General features: G+C 36.3%; 21 protein-coding genes. 12 read left to right on the forward strand and 9 right to left on the reverse strand.

The features are described 5' to 3' along the window. Positions 1-144: 144 nt before the first annotated feature. The 3 genes from JN11_RS02420 to JN11_RS02430 form a co-directional block, all read right to left on the reverse strand. The gene (locus JN11_RS02420) at positions 145-1,212 is read right to left on the reverse strand and encodes a SusE domain-containing protein (RefSeq protein WP_144909257.1); all 1,068 of its coding nucleotides are present in this window, start codon (positions 1,210-1,212) and stop codon (positions 145-147) included. Between the two features lie 64 nt (positions 1,213-1,276). Next, complete coding sequence (locus tag JN11_RS02425) at positions 1,277-2,920, reverse strand: RagB/SusD family nutrient uptake outer membrane protein (RefSeq protein WP_144909259.1); 1,644 nt, start codon at positions 2,918-2,920, stop codon at positions 1,277-1,279. Between the two features lie 32 nt (positions 2,921-2,952). After that, positions 2,953-6,006 carry a SusC/RagA family TonB-linked outer membrane protein gene (locus tag JN11_RS02430; protein WP_144909260.1) on the reverse strand — a complete coding sequence of 1,018 codons (3,054 nt, stop codon included), beginning with the start codon at positions 6,004-6,006 and terminating at the stop codon, positions 2,953-2,955. 346 nt (positions 6,007-6,352) lie between these two features. On the opposite strand from JN11_RS02430, the gene JN11_RS02435 reads away from it, so the two are divergent. Further along, complete coding sequence (locus JN11_RS02435) at positions 6,353-7,495, forward strand: alpha/beta hydrolase (protein ID WP_144909262.1); 1,143 nt, start codon at positions 6,353-6,355, stop codon at positions 7,493-7,495. 62 nt (positions 7,496-7,557) lie between these two features. Here the strand turns inward: JN11_RS02435 and JN11_RS02440 are convergent, their stop codons facing one another. Further along, complete coding sequence (locus JN11_RS02440; RefSeq protein WP_144909264.1) at positions 7,558-10,791, reverse strand: amidohydrolase family protein; 3,234 nt, start codon at positions 10,789-10,791, stop codon at positions 7,558-7,560. Between the two features lie 158 nt (positions 10,792-10,949). Here JN11_RS02440 and JN11_RS02445 point away from each other — a divergent pair, with 158 nt between their 5' ends. Both JN11_RS02445 and JN11_RS02450 read left to right on the forward strand, forming a co-directional pair. Continuing rightward, the gene (locus JN11_RS02445; protein WP_144909266.1) at positions 10,950-12,845 is read left to right on the forward strand and encodes a RecQ family ATP-dependent DNA helicase; all 1,896 of its coding nucleotides are present in this window, start codon (positions 10,950-10,952) and stop codon (positions 12,843-12,845) included. A 254-nt stretch (positions 12,846-13,099) separates the two neighbouring features. Beyond that, positions 13,100-13,702, forward strand: a complete 603-nt coding sequence (locus JN11_RS02450; RefSeq protein ID WP_144909268.1) for a GIN domain-containing protein — start codon at positions 13,100-13,102, stop codon at positions 13,700-13,702. Between the two features lie 72 nt (positions 13,703-13,774). On the opposite strand, the gene JN11_RS02455 is transcribed toward JN11_RS02450, so the two are convergent. Together JN11_RS02455 and JN11_RS02460 are read right to left on the reverse strand one after the other, a co-directional pair. After that, positions 13,775-14,953 (reverse strand): FAD-dependent oxidoreductase, encoded by a 1,179-nt coding sequence (locus JN11_RS02455; RefSeq protein WP_144909270.1) that lies wholly within the window; start codon positions 14,951-14,953, stop codon positions 13,775-13,777. A 17-nt stretch (positions 14,954-14,970) separates the two neighbouring features. After that, a complete protein-coding gene (locus JN11_RS02460; protein ID WP_144909272.1) occupies positions 14,971-15,567 on the reverse strand; it encodes a TetR/AcrR family transcriptional regulator in 597 nt (198 codons plus the stop codon). Between the two features lie 290 nt (positions 15,568-15,857). On the opposite strand from JN11_RS02460, the gene JN11_RS02465 reads away from it, so the two are divergent. Continuing rightward, positions 15,858-16,463 (forward strand): GIN domain-containing protein, encoded by a 606-nt coding sequence (locus tag JN11_RS02465; protein WP_144909274.1) that lies wholly within the window; start codon positions 15,858-15,860, stop codon positions 16,461-16,463. 228 nt (positions 16,464-16,691) lie between these two features. Then, positions 16,692-17,378 carry an START domain-containing protein gene (locus tag JN11_RS02470; protein ID WP_144909276.1) on the forward strand — a complete coding sequence of 229 codons (687 nt, stop codon included), beginning with the start codon at positions 16,692-16,694 and terminating at the stop codon, positions 17,376-17,378. A gap of 39 nt (positions 17,379-17,417) precedes the next feature. Here JN11_RS02470 and JN11_RS02475 read toward each other — a convergent pair whose 3' ends face one another. Beyond that, complete coding sequence (locus JN11_RS02475; protein ID WP_144909278.1) at positions 17,418-18,518, reverse strand: hypothetical protein; 1,101 nt, start codon at positions 18,516-18,518, stop codon at positions 17,418-17,420. 277 nt (positions 18,519-18,795) lie between these two features. Between JN11_RS02475 and JN11_RS02480 the strand changes: the two genes are divergently transcribed. The 4 genes from JN11_RS02480 to JN11_RS02495 all read left to right on the forward strand — a co-directional run bounded on the left by JN11_RS02480 (position 18,796) and on the right by JN11_RS02495 (position 21,631). Further along, positions 18,796-19,407 (forward strand): GIN domain-containing protein, encoded by a 612-nt coding sequence (locus tag JN11_RS02480; RefSeq protein WP_144909280.1) that lies wholly within the window; start codon positions 18,796-18,798, stop codon positions 19,405-19,407. 93 nt (positions 19,408-19,500) lie between these two features. Next, entirely contained in the window at positions 19,501-20,220 is a 720-nt protein-coding gene (locus tag JN11_RS02485; protein WP_144909282.1) for a head GIN domain-containing protein, read from the forward strand. A gap of 124 nt (positions 20,221-20,344) precedes the next feature. After that, positions 20,345-21,307, forward strand: a complete 963-nt coding sequence (locus tag JN11_RS02490; protein ID WP_144909283.1) for a c-type cytochrome — start codon at positions 20,345-20,347, stop codon at positions 21,305-21,307. Between the two features lie 108 nt (positions 21,308-21,415). Then, complete coding sequence (locus JN11_RS02495; protein ID WP_144909285.1) at positions 21,416-21,631, forward strand: histone H1; 216 nt, start codon at positions 21,416-21,418, stop codon at positions 21,629-21,631. Here JN11_RS02495 and JN11_RS02500 read toward each other — a convergent pair. Both JN11_RS02500 and JN11_RS02505 read right to left on the reverse strand, forming a co-directional pair. Beyond that, the gene (locus JN11_RS02500) at positions 21,628-22,227 is read right to left on the reverse strand and encodes a P63C domain-containing protein (RefSeq protein ID WP_144909287.1); all 600 of its coding nucleotides are present in this window, start codon (positions 22,225-22,227) and stop codon (positions 21,628-21,630) included. The genes JN11_RS02495 and JN11_RS02500 overlap by 4 nt on opposite strands. Then, entirely contained in the window at positions 22,227-23,438 is a 1,212-nt protein-coding gene (locus JN11_RS02505) for an ImmA/IrrE family metallo-endopeptidase (RefSeq protein WP_144909289.1), read from the reverse strand. Before JN11_RS02505 ends, JN11_RS02500 begins: the two co-directional genes overlap by 1 nt. Before the next feature lie 149 nt (positions 23,439-23,587). On the opposite strand from JN11_RS02505, the gene JN11_RS02510 reads away from it, so the two are divergent. The 3 genes from JN11_RS02510 (at position 23,588) to tig (ending at position 26,291) form a co-directional block, all read left to right on the forward strand. Continuing rightward, positions 23,588-24,421, forward strand: a complete 834-nt coding sequence (locus JN11_RS02510) for a DDE-type integrase/transposase/recombinase (protein WP_144909291.1) — start codon at positions 23,588-23,590, stop codon at positions 24,419-24,421. A gap of 73 nt (positions 24,422-24,494) precedes the next feature. Then, positions 24,495-24,800 carry a hypothetical protein gene (locus JN11_RS02515; RefSeq protein ID WP_144909292.1) on the forward strand — a complete coding sequence of 102 codons (306 nt, stop codon included), beginning with the start codon at positions 24,495-24,497 and terminating at the stop codon, positions 24,798-24,800. A 138-nt stretch (positions 24,801-24,938) separates the two neighbouring features. Beyond that, positions 24,939-26,291, forward strand: a complete 1,353-nt coding sequence (gene tig, locus JN11_RS02520) for a trigger factor (protein ID WP_144909294.1) — start codon at positions 24,939-24,941, stop codon at positions 26,289-26,291. Positions 26,292-26,356: the final 65 nt, after the last annotated feature.

A 26,356-nucleotide genomic window follows, 5' to 3' on the forward strand; every position in this document is an offset into this window, starting at 1 on the left:
GGTAATAGCTTTCAGGAAGTTAAAGCAGCACAATTTTATAATTGTGCTGCTTTTTTTTGTTTTGAACGATGTAATTGAACGTAAAAAAGCCCGCTGGTTTTAAACCAGACGGGCGTATCAATTAAATCAACTCTCGGTGTTATTTTATTGCTTTACCAAGGTATAGGATGGAGCAAGTAAAGGATTTCCAAAACTTAATGAAATCAAATACGTGCCATTGCTTGGTACATTTATATTAGCCCCATTATTTGAGGTTAATTGCCCAGTAACTGGCGTAACATCTCCCAAAGCAATTGACCATGCATTATCGGCGCGGAATTTAAACTGTCCGCTCGAATTTAATGCATAGGTAACCTGATATGCATTTGCATTTTGATTAAATGGCATTTCAATATCAGTATTCCAATCAATAGCAGCAGTGCCAATTAAGCTCCATGTATGGATGTATGGAGAATAGGTAATAGTGTTTTTAATAGTATTTACGGTTAATAAATATAGTCCGGCTCCCGGCGCAGTTAGATTGGTGCCCACCGAAAGGCTTATATTACCGCCTCCAGCGTCGCCATAAGAAGTATTCCAATTATTAGCAGGCGTTATTTTGAACTGGCTACCAGCTTGAAAATAAACGTACCCGGTATAAACCCCATTATCTGTTGGAGAGACTAAACTATCAGCGGTTGCAGGTATCCATTGGTTAGCCGTAATTGTACTTTGATATGAACCAGGAACATAAATGTACGATACTAAATTAAACGCAGTAACAGTAAGTGATAATGCGTTTGAATAAGTTGGCGTAACAGTTGATGAAAGGGAATACTGAATTCTGGCCTGTATAGGAGTAGGAGTTCCGGCTGGAACTCCTAATTTTAACAGAAGCGTATTAAAATCTGCTGTTGAAAAGCTTTGAGTATACGTTTTAGCACTTAATGTTACAGATGCCGGACTTTTCCAATTATCTCCGGGTAAATCAATTTGCAGCGTATTGGTAATCGCAGCGCTATAACCGTAACTGGCTGCCGAAAAATTAAATGTCACAATTGATGAGGTCGAATCAAATTTTGTTTTATCCAAAACCAAATTTGTACTGGTTACTGTAAGCGTGCCAGCTTTACCTCCATTAGAAGTAACAAGATTGCCGTCTTTCTTACAAGCTGACAATATGAGCATGCAAATGCCGCTCAGTGCCAAATATTTTGTTAGAATTTTTTTCATTTTCTTTTTCTTTTTTAATTAATACACTTTAAACCGTTAAGTGATCATTTATATTTTAAGGTTATTAATAACCTTTATTTTGAATAAGATTTGGGTTAACAGCTAAGTCAGTTTGCGGTAATGGGAATAAATTTCGGTAGTCAGGAACACTTGTTCCGTTGGCTACACCACCTTTAAACGGCCATAAATATGATCCGCTGGTAAATAAACCGTATCTAATTAGGTCAGTACGTCTAAAACCTTCCCAAAATAACTCACGGGCTCTTTCATCCAGTATAAATTGTGTGGTAAGATCCGGTAGTGTAATATTACCAGCTGTACTACCACCGTATGCTCTTGTACGTAACGTATTGATATACCCAAGTGCGGTTGTCGCGTCACCTCCCGCGCCGCCACGTAATACGGATTCTGCATAAATCAAATACATTTCAGGTAAACGGAACAATGGTAAATCAACGTCGCAAAAAGTTGGATCGGATCCAGGTGCGCCTGTACGGGTTACGTTTCTAAACTTATTAACACCTATACCACTAGAAAATGTAGTGACATTTGTAATGTCTATACTTTGACCCGGGTACCAAAACTCTGCACGTTTATCGGCATTGCCGTTGTTAGGGAAATTTGTAGTGTCGGTAGTAGCTGGTGCCGGGAAAAGATTTACGATATTACTTGTAGTTCTTGACCCCGCGTAGCCACTGCTGATACCAAATTTTGCAGGAGGCATTGAACCACCAACCGGAGCATGTGTTAAATATTGTGAGCCTCCGTATCCTTGTGTTCTTGTACCGTCATAGTTAATAGTAAAAATGAATTCTCCTGTTTTACCACCGCCAGCAATACTATTTAAATTATCATCAGCCAACATTAATTGGGTAAAATCTGCTATCAGTCCATAATTGGCACTAATTACTTTTTGTGAATAAGTAATGGCGTCAGTGTAATCAGCAGTACCAGTGTAAACTTGGGCATTTAAGTAAACACGTGCAAGTAAAGCCCATACAGCCGCCTCATCAGCTCTGCCATACTCATTTAGGTTGGGCTTCACCATTAACGGATCAATGGCTTTTAATTCACTAACGATATATGCGTAGAGGTCAGCTCTTGAAATTTGTTTAGGAATAACAGAACCTATTTGGGTAGCATCAGTTACAAAAGGTGGGTTACCAAAAATATCCATCAACACCCAATACTGGTAAGCACGTAAAAAACGGGCTTCTGCAGCATAATAAGCAATTTTGGTAGCATCATCACCTGTTATGCCACGGCTGGCTAACAATGCAGGAGTTGATTGCTGCAGGAAGTTATTACATAAAGTAATTTGATAAAGTGAACGATAGTATAAACCTTGTGATATGGCGTTTGTTGCTGACCAAACCATACTGTGAAGGTCTTGTACCCCAGGGTCACCATAAGTAATAACTGCTTCATCGGTAGTTAGCTCCTGCACATTCCAAAATAAACGAAAAAAATCGGATGTACCTTCATCAATACCGGCTATATCACCTTGTCCGGATGGGCCTTCATTACCTGTAAGAGCAAAGCTACCGTAAACTTTTGCCATAGCTTGTGTATAGCCTGTTGGTGTGCTGAAAACCTGCTGTGACGTAACAGCATCATTTGGTGAAAGTATCAGTTTCTTTTTACACGATGTAATGCTAACAGCTAATAAGCCTGCTACCACAACTATTTTTGTTAAATTTCTTTTCATGTTAAATTTATTGTCGTAATAAATTACAAATATTATAAGCTAAGATTTAAACCTAAAATGTAGGTGCGTGGTCTTGGATAGAGATTGTTATCAATACCATTGGTTACTTCCGGGTCTACTCCTTTGTATTGGGTAATGATAAACACATTATTAACACTTCCGCTAATTCTTAGGTCGCCTGTGTTCTTAAATACTTTTCCAAAATTATAGCCTACATGCATATTATCCATTCTGAAGAAAGATGCATTTTGAACAAAATAATCTGACAAATATTCATTTGAAGCGTTAAGTCCGCTGAAGCCGGTTTGCAGCACATTAGTTGAACCGTTGTATAGGCTTATTGGGTTTATGAAATTACTTCTAAAACCGGTTGCAGAATAAATGTTGTTATAAACGTAATTACCCACATTAGCTCTTGCAGAAAAGCCAAAGCTGATTTTTTTAAATCTTAATTCTGAACTGATTCCATAGTATTCTTGTGGGTCAGGGCTGTGTGCAACCGAAAGATCTGAGCTAGTAATTTGTCCGTCACCGTTTTTATCTACAAATACGCCATCAAGTGGTTTGCCGTCAGCTCCGTAAACCTGTTGATAGGTGTAAAAAGAGTTTTTAGCATAGCCAACCTGGTCAATTTGAATAGTTGTTCCTATACCACCTGAAATACCTCCAACTTGGTTACCCGGAAAATTGGGGTTAGGGATAGATGTCAAATTAGTGATCTTATTTCTGTCAACAGTAGCATTAACACTGGCAGTCCATGAAAGATCTTTTGTGTCGATTATCTTTACATTAACACTAAATTCCAGGCCTTTATCCTGCATGTTACCCACGTTAGCAACTATTTGATTACCAAAGTTACTACCTGCTGGTTCATTAATGGTAGCTAACAGGTTTTTAGTTTTTCTGAAATACAGATCCAAACTACCTGTGATGCGGTCATTAAGAAAACCGTAGTCAAATGCAGCGTTTGTTGTAGCTGTTGACTCCCATGTTCTGCCTGGATAAAATGCTCCCGGACGATATACCTGAAAATAGGTGCCATTACCAAATTCATATTCGGCAGATCTATTACCTAACGAATATGGTGATAGATAATCATAGTTTCCTATTCCATCCTGGTTACCGGTAACACCATATTCTAAACGGAATTTTAAGTTTGATAATGTTGTGTTTCCTTTCAAGAAATCTTCATTGCTGATAACCCATGCACCAGCCACAGAAGGGAAATATCCTGTACGGATGCCCGGAGCAAATCTTGTTGATACATCCTCTCTGATAGTACCGGTTAATAAATATTTACTGTCATATGAATAATTTACCCTGGCATATAATGATGCTAATTCACTTTTTTGCAAATCAGTAGGATAATTGAATGCTGAATTTGGCTGCACCTCACCATTACTAAAATAAGTTAGGTAATTGGTATTCGTAATGGAATAGGTTTGAGTTGAATAACCAGCAACCGCGTCAACATGGCTTTTAATAGATTTAAAATCATGAGCATAACTTAAGTATCCCTCAAGTGTGCTATTACCTGTTACACCTTTGTATTTGGAATCTTTACCTCTTTGAAGTACACCATTTGCATCTGCTGTACCTGGATATTGTGAAGCAGCTGAAGCTGGTATAATATCATACCCTTGTCCGTTTGAACCATCATAGGCAAGATTTACATTCGCATGCAGGTCAGGAAAGAAATGCAGTTTATAATCTAGAGCTAAGCTGGTAATTGCCCTGTAAACCGTACTTCTATTATTCTCCTCTTCTAACAAACCAAGCGGGTTTCTGGTTGCAAGTGTGTTTAAATTCTCGGGGTTGGTACTGGTTGGCGATAAAACTTCATAAAAGCCACCATAAGCGCTATTGCCCGAATAAACAGGATCCGTTGGATTAAAGCTGGCTGCGCTTCCTATGGCACCCTGGTTTGCAAATCGTTGCTTAACCTGTGAACCCAGGAAATTAAAATTGATTTTTAAATGATCTGTAAATAAGCTAGGGCTTAAATTGATATTGCTGGTATAGCGTTCTAAAGAGCTGGTTTTTAAAATACCGTCATCATCTGTATAACCCACGGAAATCCTATATGGTAACTTTCCAGCTGTTCCAGAAATGCTAAGGTTATTATCGGTACTTACAGAGGTTTGATAAATCTGTTTTTGCCAATCAGTATTTGCTGTTCCTAACTGATTCAAATAAGTAGTGTCACCAGGAGCAGTAGCTTGTGACTTGACATAGGTTCTAAATTGATTTGCTGATAGAACAGAGGCTTCTTTAGTTAATTTTCCAACAGAGAATTGGGTACTGAAATTGATCTGTGGTTTACCGCTCTGGCCTTTTTTGGTTGTGATGATGATTACACCATTTGAAGCCCGGTTACCATAGATAGCCGCCGCAGAGGCATCTTTTAAAATAGAGAAAGATGCTATATCATTGGGGTTAATTAAGCTTAATGGATCTGCTACCCCTGAAATTCTTGAGGTCCCATCAGCGTTTCTGCCAGCATCCAACGGAACACCATCTATAACAATGAGTGGTTGATTGCTTCCGTTTACTGAAGCACCCCCACGTATAAGGATCTGACTTCCGGAACCTGGTGCACCACTGTTTGAAATAATGGAAACACCAGCAACTTTGCCCTGAATTAATTGTTCGGGGGTGGTAATAGCACCCTGGTTAAAATCTTTTGCGGTTACTGTTGCAATTGCACCGGTTAAGTCTTTCTTTTTTTCAGTTCCGTAGCCAATTACCACAACTTCGTTTAATCCTGTACTTTGTGGTTGTAAACCAAAATTAATAGTTATTGCTGAAGTGGTAACAGTCACTGTTTTTTTAAGGTCCACATAACCCAGAAACTTTGCAGTAAGCGTATAGTTACCAGATTTAATACCGGTAATGGTAAAGTTACCATTTAAATCAGTAGGGGAACCGATAGTGGTTCCATCAATACTAACCGCTGCTCCGGGCAGGGGCTGATTATTTTCATCAACTACCTTACCTTTTATACTTCCGCTTTGTGCAAAAACGATGACAGAAATCATCATAAAAGCGCATAGAAGTACATACTTTTTTAAGTAATTTTTTCTCATATACTTTTTTTGTTTTGTAATTAAAAAAAGGCAATTTGTGCCTGCTACAATTGGTTTGTTGTGCTGCTGAAACAGCATGTGCCTAATTTACACTTAGAAGTAATAAATGCAAATATTATATAAAAGATAATTTTTGAGGTTTTTATTGGTCTATTATTAACTTTAAAGAAACATGAAATGAGTGTATTTTATTTTAATAAAATCATAAATTTTGCTTCAAATTTTAAGAAAAACGAAGTTTTTGCATTTAAAAAGTGTATAAATTACACAATTGGTAATTTTACTTATATGTAATGGATTTCCGGGAACGTTCCCGGAAAATTAACCGTCTTGTCGACATTTTATAATGAAGAAAAAAAAAATTTTCTGCGCGTTTTTGCTTTCTGCTCAATTTTTTTTGCTGGAAGGGCAACAAATAATTGTCTTTAAAACAAGTAATAAATTACCAGTCAAAGTGTCAAATGTACACCTGTTTTTGGCAGGCAATTTTAACAATTGGAACCCTGCTGACTCAGCATGGGAATTACATTCCGATTCATTAGGTTATTCACACCTTTTAAAACATATGCCTAAAGGTATTTACCGTTTTAAAGTGACCAGGGGAAGCTGGCAAACAGTTGAATGTACTGCTGATGGCAAACCTGTCGAAAACCGAATCATTAAAGTTTTAAATGATACTACTATCACTGTTGATATAAAAGGCTGGCAAGACAATTTCGCCCAACCTGAAAAAATGCATACGGCAACTGCACAGGTTCATATAATAAGTGAGACTTTTGATATTCCACAGTTAAGCAGGCAAAGAAGAATATGGATTTATTTGCCTGCCGGATATCAAACTTCCGGAAAAAAATATCCTGTAATTTATATGCACGACGGGCAGAATTTGTTTGACGCCTATACTTCAGGGTACGGAGAATGGGGTATTGATGAATTTATGGACAAACTACCTGATAGCAAAGAATGTATAATTGTGGGCATTGATCATGGTGGTGACCATCGGATAACGGAATACGATCCGTATGATTCAAAATATGGAAAGGGTAGAGGGAGTGACTACATTGATTTTATAGTAACAACGCTTAAGCCGTATATTGATGCACAGTATCGTACAAAAACTGACGCTAAACATACAACTATAGCCGGAAGCTCAATGGGGGGATTAATTTCCATGTATGCTATCTTAAAATATCCTCATGTATTTGGTAATGCTGGAATATTTTCGCCGGCTTTTTGGATTGCTCCCGAAATTTATCAGTTTGCTAAACAGCAGAAGCTTTTAAGTAAATCAAGATTTTATTTTGTTTGCGGAGATGCGGAAAGTGACAGTATGGTAAATGACATGAATAAAATGGCTGATATTATTAGTTCAAAAAGTGTGAGCATAAAAAGATCACCCGTTATAATTATAAAAGGTGCCAGTCATAATGAAAAGCAATGGAATGGAGATTTTCCTGATTTTTATAATTGGTTAATCAACGGCTTGTGAAAATTACTTTAAAGAATTTGATAATCGATATAAATAAATGAAAATCTCAATAGCACCAATTTTTAGTCACCATCCTGTGTATTAAATAAATACGTTTCGGTATTACCTAAAGGTAAATTGGTCATTTCACCACGATTTTGCTGCCACCAGAAACGCAAACGTGGTTTTTCATGGTTCCCAATTTCATTCATTGAATCAGCATCATAAAGACGGCCATTAACCATTACATATTTTATTTTCACGCTATTACGAATATCATCCAACGGATTATCATTCAAAACAACCAGGTCTGCTAATTTTCCGACTTCTAATGAGCCAATTTCTTTATCCATCCCTAAATATGAAGCGCCGTTAATGGTGGCGCAATGTATGGCCTGCATCGGTGTCATTCCCCCCTGTACCAGCATCCAAAGTTCCCAGTGGGCACCAAGCCCTTGTATTTGCCCGTGGGAGCCAAGGTTAACTTTGGTGCCGCCATCAGCAATTTGTTTTACATACTTTGATACCTCAATATGACCGTAATCGCCATATTCAGATGTCGTTCTGCGTCTTGACCGGGCATCAATTATGGATTGTGGGGTAAAGCTTAATAAATGTTCATTTTTCCAAACTTCTGTACGGTCATACCAGTAGTTTTCACCAAATTGGGTACCATAACAAACTATTAAAGTAGGGGTATAGCCTGATTTGCTATTATTCCATAATGTTTTTACATCTTTATAAACTGGCCAAACAGGTATATTATGCTCAATACCTGTATGTCCATCCAATATCATATTCATATTGGTAAAAAAGGTTGAACCTCCTTCGGGTACTACTTCCATTTGTAGTTCACGGGCAGCTTCAATAATTTGCTGACGTTGTTCACGTCTTGGCTGGTTATAACTTTTAACTGAAAATGCACCAACAGCCTTTAACCTTCGCAAATTAGAACGGGCATCGTCCAGACTATTAATTACGGCTTTAAAATCACCATCTGCGCCATAAAGAATGGTACCTGTAGAATACACTCTGGGGCCAACCATATTTCCGGCCTTTAACATTTCCGACTGGCTGAAAACCATTTCAGTATTGCTGGATGGATCGTGTGAAGTAGTTACACCAAAAGCCAGGTTTGCATAATAATTCCAGTCTTGCTGTGGCGAAATACCATCGGGGCTGGTGTGCAGATGTGCGTGTACATCAACAATGCCCGGCATTACCGTTTTGCCTGCCAGATCATAAACTTTAACGCTATCAGGTACGTGAATGTCACTTGCTTTACCTATAGCTGTTATTCTGTTCTGATTAACAATAATTACGCCGTTTTCAATCACTTCATCACCTTTCATGGTAATAATTCTGGCGTTTTTAAACACGATAACTCCTGTAGGTAAATCTGCTTTAAGGGTTAAACCGATATCAATACCTGCGGTATCAATAGTTGGAGTTTTATCAGAGCTATCATCAATAAAAGGAAAGGCGCTACTTATATCTCTTACAAAATATTTTGGACCTAATGTCCACATTAATTTTTTACTGTCATTGCTCCAGTGCAAATATGTTCCGGCATCGCGGGTTAACTTATTTAACGGAATAGCTTTGTTTGCTGCCGATAATTCCTGAGCACTACCAGTATAAACCATTGGAGTGATGTAGCAATTATATAATTCAGTAAAAGCCATCCACTTACCATCGGGGCTGGGATTAAATTGTGTTGCATATTTGGAGGTATACAATGTTTGCTGGTTAGCACCGGTTGTATCCATTATTTTAAATGCCTTTTTATCGCCTTCACTACTTTGGTAATATATTTTGGCATCGTCAGTGGAGAACTGCGGATAAATGCCATTGTTGATGATCATTTTGGGAGTGCCGCCATTTATAGAAATGGTATAAATGCCTGGATTTTGACCAAATGCAAATCCTGATGTTTCATTTCCTTCGCCTTTACGATAAACTATTTTATCTCCTTTGTTTGAAAATTTAGGCGAATAATAAAAACCTTTTTCTGCTGTTAATCTGGTTACCTGGCAAGTAGTGAGGTCAATCTTATTTACCGATGCTTTCAGCTCATCACTCCAGTCAATATAAACCAGCGATTTTCCATCTGGACTAAAGGACGGTTCATATTCAAAATTATTGGTCGCAGTTATTCTTGTTGGATTTCCGCCAAGTAAGCTCTTAATGTAAATATATCCCGCGGCATTAAATGCAATCACCTTTCCATCAGGTGAGGTGGTTAACTGTCGGATCATTTTAACCGGAAATTCATCCTGAAAAACCTTTTGCTGATAATGAAGAGACTCAGTGATACTTTGTTGCGAGGCAGCTTCAAAAGGTATTTGAATGGGATTCAGCGTTGTAATATCTAGGCTCCATATTTTGCCCTTTGCGTAAAACACAAGACCGGTGTTGTTTGGAAGCCATGCAAAATTTGGATAAACTCCAAATATGGCCCATGTTTCCTGCTGGTCGTGTGATAAGTCATCATATACAGGCCACTCTTCACCGGTACTTAAATTATGAATATACAATACAGATTTTAACCTTACACGTTTTACAAAAGCTAGCAATTTACCATTAGGCGATATCTGAGGCCTGCAGGCACCACCGGTTCCACCCGTTACCGTTTCAATATCACCTGTTTGCCTATTCAATCTCTTTATAGCATAGATACCTTTGTTAGGGTCTTTATTATATTCAAATTGAGGGCCAGGAGTTACATCTTCGCTCCAATATACATACTTACCATCCGGAGAGACTATTGGTTCACCGGCGTCCTGCTGGTCATTTTTTCTTTTGGTGAGTTGTATCCCTTCGCCACCTGTTTTATGATAAAGCCACATTTCACCCGCGCCTAATGAGCGGGTGCCGGTAAAATGTTTACGGGCAACTAAAAATTGCCCGTCTGGCGCCCATGATGCATTATTTAATAGCCTGAAATTTTCTTTGGTTATAGCGTGTTTATTGCTTCCATCGCTATTCATAACCCATATGTTATCACCGCCATCCTTATCACTGGTATAGGATATCAATTTACCGTCAGGACTAAAACGGGGTTGAATTTCCCATGCTTTGCCGCCTGCAAGTAAAGTTGCTTTCCCTCCTTCAATAGGCATGCTATAGATGTCGCCCAATAAATCAAATACGATAGCTCTGCCATCAGGACTAACATCCAAATTCATCCAGGTACCTTCGTCAGTAGTTATGGTTATTTTTTTCTGTTGCCCCGGAGGATTTTCCACATTCCATTTCTGGGCGTATGAACCAATTGCAACAAATAAAAAGAGAAAGGTAACGCAGATGAATTTCATTATATCAGGGTTTGTAACCGCGAATTTATAAATATTAAAGGATTTTAGGTTTTGGATGTTCGATTTCGAATTTATCTTTACAATCTGTACACTCAATTTTTGATTTAACAGGTAAAGCCTTAAAATAAAAATTGAGAGCATAGGTTTCAAAATAACAAATGACATTACAACAGATATTAAAACAGTACTGGAACCATGATGTTTTTCGCCCGATGCAGGAGGAGATCATTCAATCTGTTTTAACAGGGCATGATACTTTGGCCCTTTTACCCACAGGTGGTGGTAAATCTGTATGTTTCCAAGTTCCGGCATTGGCTAAGGATGGGGTTTGTATTGTGGTGTCTCCCTTAATAGCCTTAATGAAAGATCAGGTTGAAAATCTTAAAGCTAAAGGTATTGAAGCTGTTTCTGTTGTTTCTGGGATGAGTAAAAGAGAGATAGATTTAGCGTTGGATAGTTGTATTTATGGCGCTGTTAAATTCTTATATCTCTCGCCCGAGCGTTTGTTATCTGAGCTGGTTCGCGAGCGGATCAAATATATGAATGTGAATTTGATAGCGGTTGATGAAGCACATTGTATTTCACAATGGGGCTATGATTTCAGGCCCCCATATTTACATATAGCTGATTTGAGAGAATTGCATCCAGATGTTCCTGTTCTAGCGCTTACGGCAACTGCCACTGCGGAGGTAAGGGAAGATATAAAGCAAAAGCTATCTTTTAAAAATTCTGTTGTTTTTCAAATGAGTTTTGAGCGGAAAAATATTAGTTATATAGTTCAAAATGAAGAGAATAAATCCAGAAAGTTGCTTGATATTGCAAAAGGTGTAAAAGGCAGTGGTATTGTTTATGTGCGAAGCAGGAAAGAAACCGTTGAAATAGCCAAATTTTACAATGATAATGGTATCAAAGCCGATTATTACCATGCAGGTTTAGAGGCTGGCTTACGTTCAGCTAAACAAGAAAGCTGGAAGAATAGCCGCACCCGTATCATTATAGCAACCAATGCTTTTGGAATGGGTATTGATAAACCCGATGTACGTTTTGTTATCCATAAGGACATGCCTGAAAGTCTGGAAGCATATTATCAGGAAGCTGGCAGGGTAGGCCGCGATGAGCATAAAGCATATGCTGTTTTATTATATAATTACACGGACAGACTTAAGCAAGAAAAGAAATTTGAACTTAGTTTTCCAACTGTCGGTGAAATTAAGCAGGTATATCATTACCTGGCCAATTTTTATCAAATAGCTTTTGAGACAGGCGAGGGATTAAGCTTTGATCTTAACTTAAGTGAGTTCTGTACTCGCTTTAAGTTAGAACCCGTTAAAACTATTAATGCGCTAAAGTTTTTAGAACAAGATGAATACTTATCATTCAATGAAAGCGTTTTTTTGCCATCAAGATTCCGGTTTGACATAGATAATGAAGAATTGTATAATTTCCAGATCCAAAATCCCGGCTGGGACCCTTTTATTAAAACGATATTACGCTCTTATGGTGGATCTTTTGATAATTATGTAAGCATGCGGGAATTTGATCTTGCACGCCGTGCAAATATGAATGTGCAACAGGTTATTGAAGGGTTAAAAAAACTACAGGAATTTAAAATACTAAGTTATCTGCAACAAACTGATCAGCCCCAGGTAACTTATTTGAAGCCACGCCAGCATACCGATGCATTGTACATTAATAAAGCAGCAATTGAGCAGCGCAAAGCTATCTACCTTAAAAAGATGGAGGCGGTTTTTGCCTACGCCACTCATAAAAAATGCCGCAGCCAAATGCTTCTCGCTTATTTTGATGAGTTAAATGCTGAAAAATGCGGGATATGTGATATTTGCCTGGAAGAAAAAAGGCAAAAGAATAGCTCAGAAATATTTGATGATATTACGAACGAAATAGTTCAGTTATTAAATACTTCATCCCTTGACCTGCCTACTTTGGTTATCTCAACCAACATTGGTACCGAAAAAGAAAAAATAGATACCATTAGGGTGCTGCTTGATGCCGGAAAAATAAAATTTGCCGGTGATAAACTAGTAATCGGCTAATTTTACTCTCTTCCGGGCACTTGTAAGACGTTGCCCTGGCCCTTTAATTAAAGTACAATTAATGTTGATTTGATAGTGTAATAATTACACTATGGTGATAAATTTCGCCGATAAAAACCCCACCTTTGCCGATGAAAATAAGGCGTTCATCTATTTTATAAAATAATCTGTAACGTTTTAAAAATAGTATCGTCTTATGGATGTATTTAAAAATTATAAGAATACAATTATTTGACAATCAAAGTTTTAATAAAATGAAAATAAAAATCTTATCCATAATCACATTAATAGTTATTGTATTTGGAATATCAAATTTAACCTATGCTGCTACCACAAATGATGTAGTTGTTACTACATTAACTGACATCAGCGCTATCAACAAAATTGAAGTTCATGGAAATGTTGAACTATTTATTTCTGACGGTTCTGCAGATCAGGTAAAAGTTTACGATCAATATTATGGCGAAAGCGCATTAGTACAAAGCCACAACGGTGTATTGCGTATTTCATCATACAAAAATGAAAAATTAGTGGTTTGGGTTACCGCTTCTGACCTTCATTCTGTATCTGCTTTTGATAATTCAGAAGTAAAATCATTTGGTAATATTTCAAAAATCGAATTCAGTGTTGATTTGCATAACAATGCATCAGCTAAATTGAACCTTGACGTTTTTGCTGCTAACGTATCTGTTAACGATCATGCTAAAGCTGATTTAAGTGGTGATGTCAATGATTTTAGTTTGAGCCATAATGTATCTTCAAGTGTAAATAACTATAATTTAAAAGCTATTCACTATACTGAAAATAAAATCAATTTTCCAATTGAAGCCAAAACTGAAGAAGTAGTAGGCATCTAAGCTTAACTTTTGCAAAAGTTCAACATATATTCTGGAAAGCTATCTGTTAAGGCAGATAGCTTTTTTGTTTTATCAACTGTTCAAATCGTTTTGGCCGAGTACGTTAAGCATAAAAGAAATAGCATCTGCTGAGTGCAATGCATCACCTGATACCAGTGATTGTTCTGCTATTTCTGAAGCCCTTAACCGCATTTGTTTTTCATAAGCTGCAATAGCTGATAAGGTGTCATTATAATCGGCGCTTGTAAGGCATATGCTTAATTCTAAAGCATCCAGCATGGCCATATTTACACCTTCGCCTGCATAAGGGGGCATAAGGTGCGCAGCATCGCCCAGTATAGTAAGATTAGGTAATGCCTCCCAGGTTTGATCCAGTGGCATACAATAAATTGGACGCGGTACAAATGATGAGCTTGCATTTTCAAACAATTCCAGCCATACGTTATCCCAACTGAAGTATTCTTTTTTAAACCATGCGAGTACCTGAGCTTTGTTTGAAAAATCTATTCCACTTTCCACAACCCAATTTTGCGTGGTTTTGGAACCTGTATAAAATACCAGGCTGCCATCTCCTTTAGAGCTGACGATTAAAGTTTTCTCATCCCCAATGGCAAATATTTTACCGCCGTTTAATAACTTGTGGACCCGCGGACTTGCTGTTTCTGAATGATATACAGCGCCTTCAATAGCAGTAATTCCTGAGTAAAAAGCAGGTGTTTCGGTAATATACGGACGGATTTTTGAGTTGGCCCCATCTGCTGCAATTACAATATCAGAAAGTACAGAAGTCCCATTTTTAAATTCCAGTATCCACGAGTTATTTTGAGGGGTGAGTGATACAAATTGACTATCCCAATTTACAGTATCTGGTTGCAATGAGTCCAATAAAATTTGTTGTAGTGGACCGCGGTCAATTTCCGGTCTGAAATTTTCATCATGCTGGCCCATCACAATGGTTTCATTTGCATGGTCGTCAAATACAATATTTGCGTTTTTATCCATGATACGCAACCTATCAGCTCCCGGGCGATAATTTGCTTTAAAAACTTCTATCAAGCCGGCTGCCCGTATTGCTTTTAGGCCCGATTCATCATGCAGATCCAAGGTAGCCCCTTTGGCTCTTGCGTCTTTATTTATATCTCTTTCGTATACTTGTACGTCAGCTCCGCTCATTTGTAAGAGCCGGGCTAATGTTAATCCTCCCGGTCCTGCGCCTACAATAGCTATTTTTTTATTTTTAATGGTATTCATTGTTCTTGTTTTATCAATTATTTTAATAGCCCTTTTATTACTGATTCACAACATTCTGTAAGCATTTCTTCAGTAATTATTTGCTGTGGCCTATCCAGATAGTCGAAATATTCACTTACTAAATCAATTAAGGGGGCGTTTAATAAAGCTCTGAGTACATCATGCGGGAAGTTTTTAATAATTCCTGCGGTTATATTCAACTCTAAAAAATTATGAATAGGCGAAAAGTAATCCCCTTGTTTAATGTTTTTCTGCTGGTAGGCTTTGTTCAAAAGGGGAGATGATTTTCCATATTTAATTAGCGCGAATGAGGGTTTGTTGTTTTTTAAGTATTGGAAAGCGTTCATCCATATTTTTTTAACGCCTTCCGTAAAATCCATAGTGGGGCTAAAATCTTCTAGAATGGCAGATTCATAGTTGCCCAATACCTCTTCAATAAAAAGCTTAATCAAAAAATCCTCTTTGTTTTCATATTTAAGGTAGATGGTACGGGGAGATATGTTAGCTGCTTTAGCCAATTTCTGCATGCTCAAGTTCTCGAGTCCTTCTTTTGCAATTATTTGCAGAGCCATAGTACGGATGGCTTCCTCTTTTTCCAAACTCTTTGGTCTCATTTTAATCTTTTATTACTTGTTTAAGAAAACTTTGATACAAATATAAGTAAACGTTTATTTATTTAATAATTTATTTAAAATTATAACCAAGGAATGATGAGCTTTTCAGAAGGCATAAAAGGATAGGTCTATTGCCGGAAATTTCGCCGACGTCTTCGCCGCGTTTACCGATAAAAACCCACCGTATGTAGAATACAGGCAATATTGCTGTAACGTTTTTTGTTGGCCGCCGTCATATTGGTGTATTTAAAAACATAAATAATTAATTGACAATCAAAATATTAAATATCATGAAAACTACATTTTTAACCGTATTCACTGCACTTGTTTTAGTATCAGGAATAGCCAATTCAACTTATGCAGCAGCACCTGTAAAAAATCAAAACGTTACCGTATTAACTGATATCAGTGCTATCAACAAAATTGAAGTGTATGGCAATGTTGAGCTTTATATCTCTGATGGTTCAGCCGACCAGGTAAAAGTTTATAACCAATATTATGGCGAAAGTGCATTGGTACAAAGCCACAATGGGGTATTGCGTATATCATCATACAAAAATGAAAAACTGGTTGTTTGGGTTACTGCTGCTGATCTTCGTTCAGTATCTGCTTATGATAATTCAGAAGTTAAATCATTCGGTAATATTTCAAAAATTGAGTTCGACGTTGATTTGCACAACAATGCCTCAGCCAATTTGAATTTGGATGCTTTCAGCGCAAATGTAACCTTAAATGACCACGCTAAAGCCAATTTAAAAGGCACAGCCAACGATTTAAGCTTACAACACAGTGTAGGATCAAGTGTAAATAGCTATAACTTTTCAGCCGTTCATTATACCGAAAACAAGACAGGCATGCCCGCCGAAACAAAAAACGAAGACGTAGCCGTTCTTTAATAGCACTTTAGCAAGTTCAATATATATTCAGGGAGCTATCTGTTTTGAACAGGTGGCTTTTTTTATAGAATAACTTTTTAACAAAAGGCAAGTGAAAAATGAATTTAATTATCTGCTTTTTGTAAAGTTTCTGTAAATGATTTAAGCCTGATAAATATATTTTAACAAGTATCTATTTTTGACTTGTTGATTGATTTGGTCAACTGTTAAATTCTAGCATTTATTATTATGAATAAAATATTACTTTCATCGCTGTTTTTGTTGGTTATACAGCTTAATGTTTTCGGCCAAAGTGACTGGAAATTAAATACTGAAAAAGAAGGAATAAAAATCTATACCAGCCAGGTTCCTGATTCAAAAATTAAAGCTATAAAGGTTGAATGTGAAGTACAGGCAACTCCAGCACAACTGGTTGCTGTACTTATGGATGTGAATAATAGTACAGAGTGGGTTTACCATACTAAAAGCTGTACATTAATTAAACAGGTTTCCCCATCTGAGCTTTATTACTATTCAGAAGTAAATTTACCCTGGCCGGCAGCAAACAGGGATTTTGTAGCTCATTTAACTGTTTCACAAAATCCAGTAACAAAAGTGGTAGAAATTAACGGACCTGCCGTACCAGGATTTGTTCCGGTAAAAAAAGGCGTTGTACGTATTGATCATTCAAGCGGTAAATGGACAATTATACCATGTGGTGATCACGTTAAAGTTGAATACGCATTGCACGTTGAACCAGGAGGCAATATCCCTGCTTGGATGGTTAACATGTTTGCAACTGATGGGCCTATGCAGATATTTAAAAAACTGAAATTGGAATTGCAAAAACCTGCTTATAAAAATGCAGTTCTCCCATCTTTTGAAAATTACACTGCCGGTACTGATAGGGCCGAAATAAAAAGCAGCTATAGATAATATACCTATAGCTGCTTTTTATTTCGGGAATAAATAATTCTAATTATTTTTCAACCCTAATTTGTGATCGGTAAAATCAATCATATATTCATTATTTAAAAAGAATTCCAGCCCAAAAACAGTTTCATTGCCATTTGCTGTACCCGGATTTTCAACGTTAGTTAAGTTTTCTGTAGCAGACGTTACATATGAATAGGTAAAGCCCGATGTAGTAGAAACAGATACAGCACTATTTGTTGGCAATAAATTAGTACCACTACCTGCGTATGTTGGATCTTCTAAATAGCTATATGGTTCCGTTCCGGTGTCAAACAATACATAAGATGCAAATGATTTATTGTTATAGGTAACAGTTCCCGGAATAACTGGTGCATAACCATCCCCCTGATAATAACTTAATGTGGCAAACGAAAAGCCTGATGAGCCTGAAAGATCGTCGGATGTTAAGCCTAGTGTAAGAGCATCAACATAAGTGCCCAAATAGGAATAATCACTTGTTCCAATGGCTGACATTTTAAACCCCTTAGTCAAACCAGTTCCAGGGTCAAAATAACTAAATGGACTTGTTATATTAACATTGTTTGAGAACTGGAGGTCATATTCTGAAGATACACCAAAAACATCAAATTCATGAGCAGGGAGAATATTGTTTTGTGAATCAACTGCTTTATAATACAAAAAGAAAGGCAGACGTTTAATAACAATACTCCCATTTTCATCACCTATGGTTACAGATGCATAGGCCAGATTTCCATAAACTGTTTCTGTTGTTGCTGAGTCAACCCCATATGCAATACTTGATGTTTGGTTAGTTAAGGTAATACCATCAACTACAGTTGAATCGCCTGTAAAAACAAAACCCGAAGTACTAATCATTGATGCAGGTAATATATTTGTCGCATCAATTACCATTCCTCCTGAACCGGTATCAAATACCAAAAGTGAATCAAGGTTTTGGGTACCAACTTTTGATATAACAATGCCTAATTCTTTATAAATTGATGAACTGTAGGCATATAATCCAAGCTTGGTGGGAGTTGCTACAGTAGTATGATGCTCCTTTTTACATGATGCTAAAGCAAGTAATGATAAGGAAACCAATATAAAGGAAAGATTTTTGAAAGAGTATATTTTTACCATATTATTAAAATTGATACTATTACAAACTTAGGTTTTTTGAATTTATTATATCTGTTTATAATATTTAAGCATTAGTGGTACTAATATAACCATAAAGAATATTTCTTCTCCCTGCCTGAACCATTTATTTTCACCGACCATCTTCCAGCTTTTACCGAAAAAAAGCCCATATATAACTAATAGAGGGTGTTTTGCTGTAACGTTTTTTACTGCTATTCGTCATATTGATGTATTTGAAAATAAAGAATAATTAATTGACAATCAAAATATTAATATCATGAAAACTACACTCTTAACTATATTCACTGCCCTTGTTTTAACCGCAGGAATAGCAAATTTAACCTATGCAGCAGCACCTCTAATTAATCAAAATGTAACTGTTTTAACAGGCATCAGTGCCATCAACAAAATTGAAGTCCATGGAAATGTAGAATTATATATTTCTGATGGTACTGCTGATGAAGTAAAAGTTTATAATAAATATTACTCCGAAAGTGCCCTTGTTCAAAGCCGTAATGGTGTATTGAGTATATCATCATATAAAGCAGAAAAATTAGTGGTATGGGTTACCGCTTTTGATCTACGTTCAGTATCAGCATATGACAATGCAGAAGTAAGATCATTCGGAAATATTTCAAAAATTGAATTTAATGTTGATCTTCATAACCATGCATCTGCTAAATTAAATTTAGATGCTTTTACTGCTGATATAACTGTAAACGATGAAGCCAAAGCTAATTTAAGTGGTAACGTAAATGATTATACTTTAAAGTATAATCATTTAGAAAATATTGATCAAAAGAACTTTGCTGCACAACATGAATCACAAACAGCAACAACAATTACAATAGTTAAAAAAGCTGCTATTGATGATTTTGCCGATTTATAATGCAAATATTATTAAAAGCTAATAGCAATGTGTTAGCTTTTTTTATTTTTGATGTAACTTAACTTATTCACTAATAGTCAAACAAATAAAAAAATGAAACGGATACATTTAATAATAGGAATGCTCTTTGCCGGTGTGCTGATCAGTAGTTTATCTGCATGTATGTTTAATTGTGTACATGGTTCAGGTAAACAGGCATCTGAAACCCGTAAGGTAGCTGATTTTAGTAAACTTAGCATATCGGGTGGGTTTAAGGTTGTTTTAAAACAGGATAGCTCAAATACCTTAAATATTACTGCCGATGATAACCTGTTAAAATATATTAAGACAGAAATTACCGGTAGCAGATTAAAGATTTATACCAAAAAAAATATTTGCAACTCTGGTGAAATGACCATTTTAATAGGAGTGAAAAACCTGGAAGAAATAAAAGGCTCCGGAGCTGTTGAACTGGAATCTGATGGTAAGATTAAAACACAGGACCTGCGTTTTAAATTATCGGGTGCTACTAAAATAACCATGGATCTAACTGCTGCCAATGTTAATGCTTCCGGCAGTGGCGCTACTGAGTTCAATTTAAAGGGCCAGGCATCTTCTCTGAATGTTGACTTGAGTGGCAGCGGGAAAGTTTACGCGTTAGATTTTGTTGTTGGCGACTGTACCATATCTTCATCCGGTGTTGGAGAATCAGAAGTAAATGTTTTAAAAACATTAGCGATTCACTCAAGCGGAGCATCCAACGTAAAGTATAAAGGGAATCCTTCTATCACTAACGATAAATCCGGTGCCTCATCTGTTGAGAAAATCAATTAATAAATAATTTTTTAGATATAATAGTTAAGCCGTTTTGAAAAAAGTGGCTTTTTTGCGTTGTAATCTTTTGTATCTCAATTATAATTTATAAATTATTGTCGTTTTACTCAACCGGTACTTTATCATGAAACAAATAGGAAAGTGGATAGCTATTGTAATCCTTTCATTAATTGTGTTAATAACTATTGGCGTTTCTTATATTGTTTTAGCGTTGCCTGATGTCGGTAAGCCTGAAGACATTCATGTGTCTTTAACACCCCAAAGAATTGCACGGGGTGAGTATCTGGCTAATCATGTTGCTTTATGTACAGATTGCCATTCGCAACGGGATTGGTCGAAATTTGCAGGACCGGTAACCAATGGTTTGATAGGAGAGGGGGGTGAAGTTTTTGATGAAAAAGTCGGTTTTCCGGGTGATGTAAGTGTACCCAATATTACTCCTTATAATTTAAAAAGCTGGACAGATGGAGAAATTTTCCGTGCTATAACAGCAGGAGTCCGTAAAAATGGCTCAGCTATATTCCCCCTAATGCCATGGCCATATTATTCAAAAATGAACAGGGAAGATGTGTACTCCATTATTGCTTATTTACGTACTTTAAAAAGTATTAAAACAAGCTATCCTAAAGCAAAACTTAATTTCCCACTTAATATACTGGTATATACCATGCCTCAAAAAGCTGAGTTGAGAGAGTTGCCTGCAAAATCAGATACTTTAAAATATGGAGAATATCTGACCCGTTCCGCTGCTTGTATGGAATGCCATTCGCAGGATAATAATGGAAAAATAATTCCCGGGCTTGAGTTTGCTGGTGGGCATGAATACATGGTAAATGGCAAAATTATAAAATCAGCAAACATCACCCCTGATAAAAATACAGGCATCGGTAATTGGACAAGAGAGGTTTTTGTTGCCAGGTTTAAGACTTTCAATAACCCATCAAAAGCTCCAGGCATAAATGCTTCAAACGCTCAAACCATTATGCCCTGGTACGATTACGGTGGAATGAGTGAAAGTGATCTTAAGTCTATTTACACTTACCTGCGAACCATAAAGCCGGTTAATAATAAAGTAGTAAACAAGTAAATAATTATAGATTAAAGGGAATTACCGATAACTTTCTATCTTTCGGTAGTGTCTCAGTTTGAATTTATTTTATTTTTATGCTTGACAACTTATAATTAGTTTTGTCTTATGGCAAAAAAGGATATAAACCAGTTGGCAAAATTTATTACAGATGCAGCAACAGGTGAAACCGAAGATATAAATAAAGAAAAGAAATCTAATGAGCCAGTAAAAGGCAGATTGGGTGGCCTCGTTGGTGGGAAAGCACGGGCAAATAGTCTGACTGCTGAACAACGTTCAGAAATAGCTAAAAAAGCAGCTGAAAAAAGGTGGAGAAAAGATTAAATATATTCTTTAAATAGTTCAGGTTGAAAATGAGTTCCGAATAGTTCGCTATGTTTCATCCTAAACTCATAATAATTTTTGCTCTTATTCATTAAACCAACTGCATCTTCTATAAAACCAGCTAATTTCATAATGCCTTCATGGTTTAATAATTTATAATGCTTGGTTCTTCTCCTCATAGAATGCTTGACGAATTTATTTTTAACCCCGACGTAATTTAAGAACCCTTTACCAAATCTGTCGTAAATACATTGGTTAATGGTATCCGGTGCAACCTTAGGTTTACTGAACCTACGTGTAATTTCCTCTGACCAACCCATTAACTTATTAAACGTTGGTATGTACTCGCGATACTGAGGGTCATAGTCATATTCATTTTCAGCGATAAATTTTTTATATGCTTCTTGTTCTTCTTCAATAGAAGTATGTCCGCCACCGGTCAGTTCAATACGCTCTTTTCTGAAAAAAGCCTTTTTTGCTAAAGCTCTTTCAGCTTTGTCATCGGCTTCTTTTTTAACAAATCCAAGAATAGCCTCTCTATCATCTAATTTGTTAAATAACTCCTGTTGTGCAGTTGTAGTAATTTTATTTTCCATCAATTGTATAAATTATATTCACTCCTAAGAAATTTAACATGTTCTGAAATTAACTTCCCATCTTTCCACGGATTTTCTATTTTACTAACCATGTCTTTAAAAGATAAGGGATTATTCTTTTGTGCCCTTGCCCAGGCCTTTCTATCATCCCCCTTGTCAAAAGCGTTGAATGTGTATATTAAGCTGGCATGAACTTGATTTTGTTCAGCATATCCTTTAACAAAAGCAGTATCATTTAAATAAGGCCTTACTTGTTTTAATTTATCGGTAGAAAATAAATATTCGCGTGAAAAATCATTAGCCTCTTTTTCTTTTTCATCAAGCGAAAAATCGTGTGTTTCCCCGTCCGAAATGTGAGCGTGTTTTAAATCATCCAGGTCAAACAGAACATGAGATAATTCATGACACAACCCAAAGAAAATTGTGGCGTAAAAGCCTTTGTAATCGGTTAGCACAACACAGGGCTTTCCATTGACTTTCATCGTAGCACCTCTTAAATGAAGGTTCTCAAACGGAGATTGATATATAACAGTTACACCAAGTTTATATAAGTCCCTTATTATACATAGAAGACCTTTATCCACATCCGTAGTCTGCCATCTTATTTCAGGAAAATATTTTATGAGGCCATCTCTATCATAATCATTGGGATTATCAATTTCTTCAAACACCTCTTTTGCTTCGTTGACCCAAAAGGCACGAGTATAAGTGTTTTTGGGTTTAATTAAACCCGCACTGAAAGCAATCTCATTTGGAGGTAATCGATATTCAAATATGGTTTTTAGACCATATCTGCCAACTATTTTTTCTTCTATATGCTTATAGTCGGTGATACTTTGTATAAATCCAGCCTTTCGTAATGTAACCAAATCAAAATTTGAGTTGATAAAATCTATTTTATTTTGAGGATACGAACTGGTATTTTCGGGGAAATTAATTTCTAACTGATTTAAATAAAGACTGAAAACTCTTTCTTTGGATATCTTTAAAAAACTCGCAAGCTTAGGGAAATTGGTATAATCCACCCTTTTGTTGGTTGCGGTTAAAATGCCCTGCAACGCTCTATACTCTATCTCTAAAATTTCTAAAGCATTTGTAGGAGTAATATTCAATTCGCTTATTCTTTTCTCAAAAAGATCAGTCAGTGTTTCGGCTGATTGTAATCTGCTTATTATCTCATTAGCAAAATCATGATCGTTTCCACTTAGCATATATCTTTTATTGTAGTATTACAATATCAAAAATACGGCTTTATACACACAACTGCAAATTAAATTCACAAAAAAATTGTAGTTTTACAATTAAAAATATTAAAATGATTTTTATGCTTGACAGATGAAATAAATCATTATCTTTGTGTATGAATAAGTTACCAATAGCCAAAAAAGTACAAATCATCAACATGTTAGTTGAGGGTATGAGTTTACGTGCTGCTTCAAGAATAGCAGATGTAAGCATCAATACAGTTACAAAATTGTTGGTTGATACTGGTAAGGCTTGCCAAAATTTCCACGATGAAACTGTGCATGGCCTTAAATCCACCCGTATAGAGGCTGATGAAATTTGGAGCTTCGTTTACGCTAAACAAAAAAATGTAGAAGATGCGATTGCACCAGTTGAGGGTGCGGGTGATGTTTGGACTTGGACTGCTATTGATGCTGATAGCAAAATGATTGTTTCTTACTTTGTTGGTAACAGGGATGCTCAAACGGGATACGAATTTATGAAAGACGTTAAAAGCCGTTTAAATAATCGTGTACAATTAACGACAGATGGACATAAAGCCTATTTAAACGCCGTGCCTGATGCGTTCGGCTCAAAGATTGATTATGCTATGCTTATAAAAATTTACGGTGAACCGGCGGGTACAAATCAAACAGAGCGCAAGTATAGCCCCGGTGATTGTACAGGTTTTGATAAGAAACGTATTATAGGCAAGCCCCTTGCTGAAAATGTATCAACATCTTATGTAGAAAGACAAAACTTAACCATGCGTATGCACATGCGTAGGTTCACCCGCTTAACAAATGCTTTTTCTAAGAAGATGGAAAACCATTGTCATGCTATCGCTTTACACTTTGTTTATTACAACTTCGCAAAAATCCATAAAACATTAAGGGTAACCCCCGCAATGGAAGCAGGATTGACTAAAGATGTAATGAGCATCGAAGATATTGTAAGGTTAGCAGATTAATTTACAGTAACTTATTCATACATTTAAGCCACCTAACAAGTGGCTTTTTTATTAACCTAAAATCTTTTACAATATGGCTCACATTTATAGAAAAATTCATTTTTTTGGAACTACTATCCGAGAAACAATTAAGGTATTATCTACAGATGAGGAATTATCTTTAGAGCCATTTGATAAATCGATTAAAGGTAAATCTACTTTAAAAAGGGCAAGACGTTCTACGTATTCACACGAAGATAAAACCAGGGTTGTAATGCGAATCATTGTGACCTTTATATTGTTAGCAATAAGCTTTTATTTATTGATAGAAAAAAATGAGCAATCAAAAACTTTACCATGTTCAATTATTAGTGCAATAACAGGTTATTGGCTTAAATAAATTCAAACTGAGACACTACCTATCTTTCCGCCTTTTCAAACTTTAATACTTTTTTCATACCTTTGCCCCTCCAAAAGCAGGCGGTAATTTTATCCGCGCATCCTGCTAGTTTATTTAAGTTTAAATACCGGTAAAAAGATGAATATTTCACAGGAAAAGATTGATAACCTGAATGCTGTTGTAAAGATCAATATTGATGCTGCAGATTATCAGCCACGCGTTGATAAAGCTATAAAGGATCATGCTAAGAAAGCTAAAATCCCAGGATTTCGTGCGGGAATGGTGCCTGCATCACACATAAAAAAAATGTATGGAAAAAGTATTCTGGTTGATGAAATCAACAACATGCTTTCTGATACATTAAACAAATATTTGGAAGATGAACAACTGGAAGTTTTAGGCCAGCCATTGCCGAAACCAGGAGATGAAAGAGAATATAACTGGGATTTTGCTGATAATTTTGAGTTTAATTATGAAGTTGGTTTAGCTCCTGCATTTGACATCTCTTTCTCGGCAGATGATAAGTTAACCCAATATGTAATAAAAATTGATCCTGATACTTTAGCGTCAAGAATAAAAAATATCCGCCGAAGCTATGGCAAAATGACAAATCCTGACGTATCGGCAGATGATGATGTGCTTTATGCAGAATTAACTCAACTTTCACCAGATGGTTCTGTTTTTGAGGATGGCATTACCAATACGGCATCAGTTCGTTTAGATCAGATCAAAGATGAAGCTATTAAAGCATCATTAATTGGTTTGAAAAAGGGCGATGAGTTAGTGTTCGATATTCAGAAAGCTTTTGATAACGATGCAGCTAAAGTTGCAGGTTTATTGAAAATAGAAGAAGATGCAGCAGCCGATTTAAAATCAAATTTCCGCTTAACTGTTAAAAATGTTAATCGTTTAGAAGAAAGTGATTTAAACCAGGAGTTCTTTGACAAATTATTTGGTGAAGGTACAGTAACTACCGAAGAGGAATTCAGAACAAAAATTACTGAAGAGCTTGAAAGTATGATGGTACAGGATTCAGAACGCAAGTTGCAGGATGATATGTACAAATATAGCTTAAGCAAAGTTAATTTTGAATTGCCTGACGCGTTTTTGAAACGTTGGTTAAAAGCAACAAACGAAAAGCTTAGCGAAGAAGAATTACAAGGTGGCTACAGTGATTTTGCTCAAAACCTTAAATGGACATTGATTGAGAATAAAATCATCAGAGACAATAAGATTGAAATTCAGTATGAGGAAGTTTTTGAATTGGCCAAAATACGTTTAGATCAGCAATTCAGAATGTATAGCCCACAGCCTTTAAGCGATGAGCAATTAGGCCAGTATACTGTTCAATATCTGCAAACTAAAGAGAACGCAAATAAAATATTTGAAGAAGTAAAAGCTTTAAGAGTATTTGATTACTTAAAAAGTGCAATTACTTTAGATAAAAAAGAAATATTATATTCTGAATTTAGCGATTTAGTAAAAGCATAGTTTCTTTTAAATCCGAAAGACCGTAAGTCGGAATATCTAAAAAGTAGAATATTTATTTTATAGAT

The sequence above is a fragment of the Mucilaginibacter frigoritolerans genome, from assembly GCF_007830615.1.
Lineage (GTDB): Bacteria > Bacteroidota > Bacteroidia > Sphingobacteriales > Sphingobacteriaceae > Mucilaginibacter > Mucilaginibacter frigoritolerans.